The following is a 10,306-nucleotide window of genomic DNA, read 5'->3' as shown; positions in this document are numbered from 1 at the left end:
GGCCTCGCCGGGCGGGGCGGTCAGCGGGCGCACGCGGAACGCCGCGGGGCCGGGCCCTCGCGTTCCCGCCGGCCCGTCAGGCCGAGGGCGCGTCGGCGGACTCCACCAGCCGGAACACCGCGACCTCCCAGCCGAACCCGACCACCAGCCGGTCCGCCGGGCCCGCGGCCAGCGCGCCGATGCGCAGCGGCAGCACCAGGTCGGGACCGACCTGGGCGAGCGTGGCCAGGTCCCAGGTCCGTACGGTGCCGTCCCCGCCGCCGGTGACGAGGGCCGGACGGCCCGAGACCTGTGCGACGATCATCGCGGTGACGTCGTCGTCGGCGGCGCGCAGGGGCGGGCCGACCAGGGCGCGGGTGGTCAGGTCCCAGACGTGCACCAGGCCGTCGTCGCTGCCCGCCGCCACGACCGGGCGGCCGTCGACCACCGCCGTCGCCATTGCCTCGATGCCCGGCCCGTCCTCCTCGTCGTCCGGTTCCTCCGCGTCCTCCGGCTCCTGCACGTCGTCGTCGCCGCGCGGCGAGGCGCCCGGGAGCCCGATCGGCTCGCCGACCGGAGCGCCGGAGGCGAGCTCCCACACCCGCACCGTCCCCTCGTCCGCGGTGACGGCGACCGGCCGGCCGTCGACCACCGCCGTGGCCACCGAGGTCACGCTGTCGCCGTGCCCGGCCAGGGGCCCGTGGAGGACCTCCCCGGTGGCGAGGTCCCAGATCCGGACGAGGCCGTCCGTGTCCCCGGTGACGGCGACCGGCCGGCCGGCGAGCACCGTCGTCGCCACGGCCTCCACGTCGCTGTCGTGGACCAGCGGTGAACCCACCGGGCTTCCGGTGGCCGGATCCCACAGCCGGGCCACCTTGTCGTACGGCCCGATGGTGACCACCACGGGCCGGTCCTCGACCACCGCCGTCGCCATCGCCTTCACCGGCTCCCGGTGGTCGGTGAAGGGGGTGCCCGCCTCGGCGCCGGTGGCCAGGTCCCACAGGCGTGCCGAGTCGTCCCAGGCGGTGCTGACCACCAGTGCGGTGCCGTCGACCTCGACCGTCGCCGCGGCGGTCAGCTCGGCACCGTGCCCGGGCAGCGGGTCGCCCACGGACCGGCCGTCGACGGCCGGGTCCCAGCGGTGCACCCTGCCGTCGTCGGCACCGACGAGCACCACCGGCCGCCCGTCCTCCGTCACGGTCGCGGCCAGCGCCCGGGTCCGGCCGTGGGGCCCGGCGAAGGCCTGGGCGAGCTGCCGTCCGGTGGCCGGGTCCCACAGCCGCACCAGGCCGGACTCGTCGCAGGTGACCACCGCAGCCCCGGCCCCGGTGTCCGCCGCCGCCACCGTCTGCGGCCACTCGCCGGCGGCGACGAGGCGCTCGTCCAGCTGCCGGCCCGTCACCAGGTCCCACAGGGTGGTCGTGCCGTCCGGACCGCCGACGGCCACGGCCTGGTGGCCGTCGACCACCAGCGCGGCCAGCGCCTGCACCGAGCCGGTCCCGGTGGCCAGCGGTGCCCGCAGCCGGCGCCCCTTCGCGAGGTCCCACACCCGCAGCGTCCCCCCGAAGTCCGCGGTCACCGCCACGGGCCGGCGGCCGAACACCGTCGTGGTCATCGCCGCCGGCCTGTCCCGGTGGGCAGCGGCGGAACCGGCCGGCTCGCGCATCGGCTTGCCGACCGGCTCGCCGGTGGCCAGGTCCCAGACCCGCACGCTCCGGTCGTCGCCGCAGGTGACGGCCACCGTACGGCCGCGCACCGTCGCCGTGGCCACCGAGGTCACCCAGCCGGTGTGCCCGGCCAGCGGCGGGTGCAGGAGCCGGCGCGTCGTCAGGTCCCAGACCCGTACGTCCTCGTCGGTCCCGGCGGACACCGCCACCGCCCGGCCGTCCGGTTCGGCCGTCGCCACGGCGTGGACCGGCCCGGCGTGGCCGGTCATCGGCTCGCCGACCGGCTCGCCGGTGGCCAGGTCCCACAGCCGCACGGCGCCGTCGTCCCCGCCGCTGACCACGACCGTGGCGCCGTCCACCGCGACCGGGCCCACGGCGACCGCCGACACCCCCTTCCCGTGGCCCGCCACGCTCCAGCGGCAGCCGCCCAGTTGGGCGCCGCTGGCCCACTCGGCGCGCCGGCGCGGGAAGCGCTCGTCCGCCACCTCCACGGCCTCGAACCGCGCCGCCAGCTTGCCGTCCCCGTACCGGAGGGCGTCGAGCGCCAGCAGCTGGCGGCGCACCTCGGGGCCGGCCCCGAGGTGCCGGTGGGCCGAGGCCTCGTACACCGCGGCGCCCAGGCGCCCGAAGCCCCAGGCCTCGGGAAGCAGAGCCAGCACGGTCGCCGGGACGGCGTTCACCAGGAAACCGGCGTCGGCGAACGGGATGGAGCCCAGGTAGACCGCGACGGCCCGGCGCAGTTCGGGATCCGGCCCCGCGGCCGAGCGCAGCCACAGCGCCACGGCCTCCTCGACCTCGCCGTCCTCGGACAGCATCACCCCGAGCCGCTCCTCGGCCAGCTGGCGGTAGGGGTCGACCTCCGACGTGACCGCGCCGCGCAGCAGCCGCTTCGCCTCCGCCCGGTCGCCGCGGAAGCGCGCCTGGTCGGCCGCGTCGATCGCCGCCGCGGTGCCGACCATGTCCTCGGCCAGCCGCGGGGGCAGCGAGGACAGGTCCACCAGCTCCCCGGGACGCGTCCACGCCCGCGGGTCCTCCTCGACGGGCCGGACGGGTGCGCCGTGCCCGGCGTGCGCACGGCGGCCACCGAACAACCGGCCTATCCAGCCGCGGTGTTCCCTCGATTCGGTCATCGCTCTCCCCTTCGGTACCGGTCTGGCTGAGCCTACTGATACGCCCCGGGCGCCGGTCCGCTTTCGGACCGACCGCCGGAAAGCGACGGCCCGCCCGGAGGGCACCGGCTCCGACCTCGACGGATTCCTCGACGACACCGCCACGGGCAGCGCCCGGCCCCGCCCGACCCGCCCGGCGCTACCGGGGGTTGACGTTGGCGGCGAGGCGGGCGCTCATCTCCGCGTGGGCGCGCTCGGAGTGGGTGTTGGCCGGGTCGTGGCGCAGGCGCAGGTAGTCGTAGAGGATCCGCACGCACCCGTCCCGGGTGGAGCAGGGGGCGTCGGAGGCCGGTTCGAGGTCCCTGGTGATCTCCGTCAGCCTCCCGTCGGCCGCCGCGTACACGGGGTGCCAGACGAGCCGCACCGCGGGGTCGAGCGCCATGACCACGCGCAGCTGCGGCACCTCCTGCGCGATGAGGACGCTGTCGGGGTCGTACGCCCGCAGGAAGATGTGGACGGGGCCGCGGGCGCGGCTCACGAAGGCCTTGGACAGGACGTTCCACATCGGCGTCTTGAGCTTCCAGTCCGAGGTGAGGGTCAGCTTGTCGACCACGCCGCCGAAGGCGGTGGACTCCAGCGGGGTGTGGCCCTTGGCGAGGGCGTAGTCGCTGACCTCCCGGCCGCCCGACCACAGGGCCAGCGTCGGCGTGTCGATCTCCAGGTAGTCGCCGACGACCTTCACCAGCTCCTGGTACCAGCTGTTCGAGGCGCGGTGGTCGCGCTGGTCCTGGCGTTCGGTGAACCGTGCCGTGGCCTCGTCGTTGAGCTGTCCCTGTTCGGCGATGCCGCCGAGGACGAGCTGCCAGGCGATCTCCGTGACGTCCGCGGAGAAGCCCGCCCGGGCCATGTCGTCGCGGAACGTGCCCCACTCGCCGTGCGCGGTGGGGTCGGCGGCGTCGCGCCGCGCCTGCTCCCTGGCCCCGGGATCCTCCTGGCGCTGAAGCCGGCGCGTCACGGCCGCGTTGCCCACCGTCCGCTGGAGGGCGGCGAGTTCGGCGGGGAGCGGCGCCCTCCCGGGGGAGGGCGCGGGGGCCGCGTTCCGGCTGTGCCTGCTCGGTGCGGCCTGGGGTACCGGCGGCATCGAGTGTGTCACGGTCTTTCGCACGCTCCCCGGCCCTTCCACGTGGTTGCCCGGCCCGAGGCCCCGAGACTAGGGCCTCGGCGCAGCCCCCGCGAGGGCCGGAAGGGCAGTGCGGGGGCATCGTCCGAGGACGGCGCGGCCGCCCCCGGAACGGCCGCCCCCCGGAACGGCCGGCCCGGGACGTAGGACCAAAAGCCGATGGCACCCCGGCCCGCGCCCGGATGGAATGGCCGGATGGATCACGCGCCACATCCCGAGCAGCCGTACCCCGGACTCACCACCGCCCAGCGGACCGCCTACCTCGACCGCATCGCCCTCCCCGACCCCGGCGCACCCTCCCCGGAGGCCCTCGCCCGGCTCCAGCTCGCGCACCTGCGCGCCGTCCCGTTCGAGAACCTGAGCATCCACCTCGGCGAACGCGTCGACCTCGACCCCGGCGCCCTGCTGACGAAGGTCGTGACCGGCCGACGGGGCGGCTTCTGCTACGAACTCAACGGCGTCTTCGCCGAGTTGCTCACCTCGCTCGGCTACCGGGTGAGCCTGCTGGCCGCCCGCGTCCACGACGGCGAGCGGCTCGGCCCGCCGTTCGACCACCTCGCACTGCGGGTGGACCTCGACGAGCCGTGGCTGGTCGACGTCGGCTTCGGCCGCTTCAGCCGCAGCCCGCTACGCCTGGACGAGCGAGGCGAACAGGCCGACGCCGAGGGCGCGTTCACCCTCGTCCCGGTCGGCGAGCACGACGACCTGGACATCCTGATGGACGGCGCACCGCAGTACCGCCTGGGTCTGCGCCCGTACCAGCTCGCCGACTTCGCCCCGACCTGCTGGTGGCAGGCCACCTCGCCGGACTCCCACTTCACCCGCTCGACGGCCTGCTCGCTGCTCACCGCGGACGGCGGCCGGGTGACCATCAGCGGCAACCGCCTGATCACTACCACCCCGGCCGGCGAGCGCACCGAACGGACCCTCACCGACGACGAGGCCCTCGCCGCCTACCGCACCCGCTTCGGCATCACGCTGGACCGCCTCCCGGCCCTCCCGGGCTGAGGACGCGTACAACTGCCTTGGCGACAGAGAGGCGAGCCCCGGCGCACCAGGTCGTCAAACTGCCCCGAGCGCCGCGGCTACGGCCTCGCGCACCGCTCCTTCGGCAGGGGCGGGCCTGGCCGTAGCAGCGGCCATTTCCGCAAGCGAGGTCATTGCCACCTCGGGCAGCCCGCAGGCCGTGAACGCCGAGAACGCCGCCAGGTCCGGTGCGATGTTCAGAGCGAACCCGTGGCTCGTCACGCCGCCACGTATCCTCATGCCGATCGAGGCGACCTTCTTGTGCTCCGGCGTCCAGACCCCGACCAAACTCTGGGCCTGGGCGGGGTGTCGCGTCGAACGGCCTGCAGACCCAGCGAGTCCAGGGCACTGACCAAGCCGTGCTCCAGCCAGCGCACGATGTCCCCGGGGCCGCGCTCACGGAGATTGATCACCAGGTAGCCGATCAGCTGTCCCGGTCCGTGGTAGGTCGCCTGACCACCCCTGTCCACCTCCACCAGAGGAATCCCGGTTCGCGCAGGCAGTTCATGACGCGGTGTCCGGGCACTGTAGGTGATCACTGGGGGATGAGTGAGCAGTACCAGCCGATCCGCAACCAACCCCTCTTGACGCTGTCGGACCCAGCTGCCCATCTGCTCAACCGCTTCGACGTAGGGAATCTCACCCAGTTGACTTCCTCCCCGCGCTAAAGCACGGGGATTCCGGCCGTACGTGCCGCGTGGGAACTTCGCCCCATGCGTGCGCGCGTCGCCGGTGGTTGGCGCTTCACGGACCGCCTCGTGGCGAGGTCTCCACGCCCTGACACCGCATGCCCTGCGGCGTTGAGGATGTTCTTCGCGGCGTTCACGTCGGCGTGGTCCCCGTGCCCGCAGGCCGTGCACTCGAAGACCGCTTGGCTCTCGCGGCTCTTCGGATCCACGTGCCCGCAGGCGTTGCAGGTCTGCGACGTGTACGCGGGGTTCACCAGCACCACGCGGGTGCCGGTGGTACGCGCAGCGTTGCGCAGCGCGCGTTCGAGCAGGTGCCAGCCCTTGTCGAGGATGGCCCGGTTGAGTCCGGCCTTGGCGCGGACGCCCCGGCCGGGTTGCTCGACGGTGCCGGCCGCCGAGGCGGTCATGTTCCTCGTGCGGAGGTCTTCCAGCGCCACCAGCGCGTTCGCGGTGGTCAGTGCGTGGGCGGTCTGGGCGCAGAAGTCCGTGCGACGGTGGCGGACCCGGCCGGTGATCGTATTGATCTTCGCCAGCACGGCCCGACGGCGGTTGCTGCCGCGCTCGCACCGGGCGAGCTGCTGGTGCAGGCGGCGCAGCCGTTTCGCCTCACCTTTGGTGACGTATGCGCGGTCGTGGAAGGTGGCGTCGCTGGTCGTCGCGGCCACCTTCACGCCCCGGTCCACGCCGACCGCCCGGTCCGGCAGAGCGTGCCGATCCGGAGTGTTCCTGCCGTCTTCCACCAGGAACGACACCATCCAGTGCCGTCCCTGCCGGGTGACGGTCGCCGAGCGCACCTCCCCGCCCAGTGGCCGGGACCAGCGAAAGCGCACCCAGCCGAGCTTCGGGAGCTTCACCCGTCCCCACCTGCGGCCGATCCGCTCCACCACGATCAGGTTCCCCGCCGGGAACCGGAACGACGGCGACCAGTGGGCCTTCGAGCGCCACCGGACCCTGAACGTCCCGTGCTCACAGCACGCCCGGTCCAAGTCCCTCAAGGTCTGCTGCAACACATGCGACGGCGCATCCCCGAGCCACGGAAACTCCCGCTTCGCCTCCACCAGCTCGGCGGCCTGCGGCACGTAGTTCATCCACGCACCCCGCCGCCGGTACTCCCGCCGCTGCTCCAACGCGGTGTTCCACACCACCCGGCAGATGTCGCCGAACATCTCACACAACCCGGCCTGCGCCGAGTCGAGTTCAAGCCGGTACCGACGCCCGGACAACATTGCGAAACACCCCCTTCGGCTGCCGAAATCAACCTAGCCCACGCCACTGACAGCGCAGCGAATCGCGCCGCTTCGCGGCTCCGGCACAGCAAGAGCCAACCCCCAGCTGAAGCAGGGGGTCTGCACTCAAGAATTCAGATCAACCCGTTCCAGCACGCGCTCGCCCACACTCGACCCTCTTGGCGCCAAACCCACTCAATGGACAGGCCGAGCGTACGCCGAACGAAGATGCGGCCAGGGCGAACATTGCCTGACTAGCCCCCGACAACCTGGCCGCCCCGCGTACCCCGGGGCGCGCTGAGGACCCGGGCCCGTGCGCCGGTTCTCCGTTGATCATCCCCGCCCTGACCTGGCACGATCGTCCGCACCGGGGGATGACGACGGGCCGGTGCGGACGCCGTCCGCGAGGGAGGACACGGTGGAGACGACGGAGCGGGGCGCGGGCTGGGCGGGGGTGCGCGAACAGGTGCCGGCCCTGCGGACGGCGCCGTTCGCGGCGGAGGTGTTCGGTGCCCGGCGGGCGTCCGGGCACGGCTTCCTGCTGGAGGCACCGCTGGAGGAGACCGAGCTGGCCGACGCGGAGGCGCAGTTCGGCGTCCGCCTCCCGCCGGACTACCGTTCCTTCCTCCTTGAGGTGGGCGCCGGCGGAGCGGGCCCGGACTACGGGCTCTTCCCGCTGCGGCGCGACGGGCAGGGCTGGCACTGGAGCGAGGGCGGTGTCCGCAGCGACGGCGCACTGCTCGCACGGGCCTTCCTGTCGGCGCAGGAGCGCACGCGCCTGGAGGAGGACCTCGACGCCCGCGAGCCGGCCGAGGCGGACTTCCCCGACGACGAGTCGTACCGTGCGGCGTTCCGGGCCTGGGACGCCGAGTGGAAACGCCTGGACCAGCGGATCACGGCCGGAGCGATCTGCCTCGGCCACGAGGGCTGCGGCTACTACACCTGGCTGGTCGTCACCGGCCCGGAGCGCGGCACCCTCTGGTCCGACGGCCGCGCGGCCGACCTCTCGCTGAGCCCGCTCACCAGCGGGGCCGGCCGGCTCGGCTTCCGCGAGTGGTACCTGGACTGGCTGGCCCGAGCCGCCCGGACGGCACACGGCCGGTGATCCCGACGCCGGCCGACGCCGCCCGGCGGACGGGGCCGCGCCGGGCGCACCGGCTGCGGGCCGGGCGCGCGGGGGCGGGTTCGCAACCGAAGTGATTCCGCCGGGCCGACGGATCGCGTCCGCGCTTCCGAGCGCTCCTACCGCGGGCGGAACCCGGCGGTGATCCTGGGCGATGCGGGTCCGGACGCCGGGAAACGGCGCCGCGGCTCCGACCGGTCGTCGGAGAGCGGGACGGTCCGTCAGGAACGCCCCACGACGCCCGACCGCCGACCACCCCCGTCGAGCAGCGCGCCGCAGCATCCGCCACGTCACACCGTCCGCAGCACTCCGCCGCGCTGCCATCCACCGCACCGCGCCGTCCGCAGCACCCCGCGGTGCTGCGCATCCACCGCACCGCGCCGTCCGCAGCGCCCCACCGCACCGGCGGCGCCCCGCGAGCCCCCGTCCGCACCGTCACCGGCACGCCGGGCGTGCCCGTCTCCCGAGAGGAAACCCCATGGCCATCGGACTGCGACTGCCGCGCGGCTTCGCCGCGCTGGTCACCGCCCTCCTCGCCGCCGCGGCCGCCGTCCCGCTGACGGCGTCCAGCGCCGCGGCGGTCACGGCCCCCATCTGCCTGAGCGGCAAACTCCAGTACGACTACCAGTCGGCCGAAGCCGGCACGAGCAAGCCCACGATGACCAAGCCGGTCCGCAACGCGAACGTCCAGCTGTGGGGCGCCGAGAAGCCCACCGACACCCCGCGTCAGCTCACCGCCGACTACGTGTACACCGCGGTGAGCGACGGTGGCTTCAACCTCTGTTACACCCCCACCACCACGACCTCGATGAGCAGCCTGTGGGTGCGGTTCCGCACCGAGAGCACCAAGCTGTGGAAGGTCAGCGACACCAGCGGCAACCCCTACACGCTGGACTCGACGCACCGGAGCGACATCTCCACCAGCACCAGCCTCGGCACGCTCAAGGCCTCCGCCGCCGACGCCCGGGCCTGGCACGCCTTCGACACCGTCAACCTGCTGTGGTGGTACCGCAACAACCCCGCCAGCATCTGCTGGTCCGCCCACGAGACCAACAACGGCGCCTGCACCGAACTCAACATCCAGTGGACCGCCAACTCGGCCGACGGCCCGTACTACGACCTGGCGAACACCGTCCACCTCGCCGCCGCCGACCCCGACTCCGAGCACACCGTGCTCCACGAGTCCGGCCACTTCCTCATGCACCGGCTGTACAACGGCGCGTTCCCGCCCGTCACCAACTGCAGCCCGCACTACGTCAACCTGGTCAGCTCCGGCACCTGCGCCTGGACCGAGGGCTTCGCCGACTCCACCGCCGCCTACCTCCTGGGCGACTACCGCTACGTGTGGCCCGACGGCAGCAGCTACCCGTTCACCTACACCACCGGCTGGAACACCGGGGACCAGGTCCAGGGCAACGTGGACGGCTCGCTGCTCGACCTGTGGAACAACGTGGACGGCGGCTGGAACGGCACCATCAGCGTGCTGACCACGCACACCCCCTCGACATTCGCCGAGTACTTCAAGACCGACCGGCCCGCCGCCGTGCCGCCGCTTTCCACCACCGGAAGCGCGCTCACCTCCCTGGCGGCCCACACCATCGACTATGGCCCCACCATCGTGGGCGACAACCAGTACCACGCCCTCACCAACGGAGGCGGCCTGGCCCTGGAACACGCCGGTCAGTGCACCGCCTCCAGCAACGTCGTCGCCGACCTCGACGCCTATGACCCCACTCGCGCCTCCGAGAAGTGGAAGCTGGACGCGAACGCGGACGGCACCGCGAGGATCTACGACAGCTGCCCGACCCCCCTCACGCTGACCGCCCCCGCCACTGCCGGGGCCCAGGTCACCCTGCAGGCCTTCAACGCGGCCAACCAGTACCAGAAGTGGCAGGTCACCAAGAACAGCAGCGGCAACCTGACGATCACCAACCCGGTGACCGGCTACGTGCTCGACAGCGCCGGCGTCAGCGTCGGGACCGCCGTGACCGTCAACCCGGCCGGTGCCGCCAACACCCAGGACTGGGCCACCCTCAGCTGACGGACGGGCGCGCTGTCAGCGGCCGTCAATCCACGGTTTATCGCGCTGCCGCAGAGTGTTCCCCGGCCGCGGAAGTGCCCTGCGGCCGAGATCGGGGGACCTCATGGGAACGTAAGCCGGCCGGCGGCAGCGGCAACAACGCCACCGCCGAGTTCTCCGCCTGGGGCCGATAGCCACCGCACCACGGGCGCACCCCACCGTGGTGACCACCCCGCTACCCGCCCTGAACGGCAGGTAGCGCCCGGCCGGTCCGGCCTGCGTCGGAC

General features: G+C 73.5%; 8 protein-coding genes. 3 read left to right on the top strand and 5 right to left on the bottom strand.

What is annotated here, in order from left to right:
* Nucleotides 1-76: 76 nt before the first annotated feature.
* On the bottom strand, nt 77-2,776 hold the full coding sequence (locus tag ACFU7Y_RS31340) for a WD40 repeat domain-containing protein (protein ID WP_380770413.1): 2,700 nt from the start codon (nt 2,774-2,776) through the stop codon (nt 77-79).
* Nucleotides 2,777-2,954: 178 nt separating this feature from the next.
* Complete coding sequence (locus ACFU7Y_RS31335; protein ID WP_380770412.1) at nt 2,955-3,920, bottom strand: hypothetical protein; 966 nt, start codon at nt 3,918-3,920, stop codon at nt 2,955-2,957.
* A gap of 210 nt (nt 3,921-4,130) precedes the next feature.
* On the opposite strand from ACFU7Y_RS31335, the gene ACFU7Y_RS31330 reads away from it, so the two are divergent.
* Complete coding sequence (locus tag ACFU7Y_RS31330) at nt 4,131-4,943, top strand: arylamine N-acetyltransferase (protein ID WP_380770411.1); 813 nt, start codon at nt 4,131-4,133, stop codon at nt 4,941-4,943.
* 54 nt (nt 4,944-4,997) lie between these two features.
* Here ACFU7Y_RS31330 and ACFU7Y_RS31325 read toward each other — a convergent pair whose 3' ends face one another.
* Genes ACFU7Y_RS31325 through ACFU7Y_RS31315 form a run of 3 tightly spaced genes read right to left on the bottom strand, consistent with a single transcriptional unit; the run spans nt 4,998 to nt 6,876 of the window.
* The gene (locus ACFU7Y_RS31325; RefSeq protein ID WP_224279139.1) at nt 4,998-5,249 is read right to left on the bottom strand and encodes a hypothetical protein; all 252 of its coding nucleotides are present in this window, start codon (nt 5,247-5,249) and stop codon (nt 4,998-5,000) included.
* Nucleotides 5,198-5,572, bottom strand: a complete 375-nt coding sequence (locus tag ACFU7Y_RS31320; RefSeq protein ID WP_374119952.1) for a hypothetical protein — start codon at nt 5,570-5,572, stop codon at nt 5,198-5,200. Before ACFU7Y_RS31320 ends, ACFU7Y_RS31325 begins: the two co-directional genes overlap by 52 nt.
* Nucleotides 5,573-5,625: 53 nt before the next feature.
* Nucleotides 5,626-6,876: an RNA-guided endonuclease InsQ/TnpB family protein gene (locus ACFU7Y_RS31315; RefSeq protein ID WP_380770410.1), complete on the bottom strand. Its 1,251-nt coding sequence runs from the start codon at nt 6,874-6,876 to the stop codon at nt 5,626-5,628.
* 418 nt (nt 6,877-7,294) lie between these two features.
* On the opposite strand from ACFU7Y_RS31315, the gene ACFU7Y_RS31310 reads away from it, so the two are divergent.
* Complete coding sequence (locus ACFU7Y_RS31310) at nt 7,295-7,981, top strand: SMI1/KNR4 family protein (protein WP_380770409.1); 687 nt, start codon at nt 7,295-7,297, stop codon at nt 7,979-7,981.
* 496 nt (nt 7,982-8,477) lie between these two features.
* Nucleotides 8,478-10,040: an RICIN domain-containing protein gene (locus ACFU7Y_RS31305; RefSeq protein WP_380770408.1), complete on the top strand. Its 1,563-nt coding sequence runs from the start codon at nt 8,478-8,480 to the stop codon at nt 10,038-10,040.
* Nucleotides 10,041-10,306: the final 266 nt, after the last annotated feature.

It is taken from the genome of Kitasatospora sp. NPDC057542 (assembly GCF_042801945.1).
Taxonomy (GTDB): Bacteria; Actinomycetota; Actinomycetes; order Streptomycetales; family Streptomycetaceae; genus Kitasatospora.
The sequence above is the reverse complement of the archived record's forward strand: the minus strand, read 5'-3'. Positions and strand labels throughout refer to the sequence as shown.

Coding starts and splice junctions, on each gene's coding strand:
- ACFU7Y_RS31330 (WP_380770411.1), top strand. CDS start 4,131: ATGGATCACGCGCCACATCCCGAGCAGCCGTACCCCGGACTCACCACC.
- ACFU7Y_RS31315 (WP_380770410.1), bottom strand. CDS start 6,876: ATGTTGTCCGGGCGTCGGTACCGGCTTGAACTCGACTCGGCGCAGGCC.
- ACFU7Y_RS31305 (WP_380770408.1), top strand. CDS start 8,478: ATGGCCATCGGACTGCGACTGCCGCGCGGCTTCGCCGCGCTGGTCACC.
- ACFU7Y_RS31340 (WP_380770413.1), bottom strand. CDS start 2,776: ATGACCGAATCGAGGGAACACCGCGGCTGGATAGGCCGGTTGTTCGGT.
- ACFU7Y_RS31320 (WP_374119952.1), bottom strand. CDS start 5,572: ATGGGCAGCTGGGTCCGACAGCGTCAAGAGGGGTTGGTTGCGGATCGG.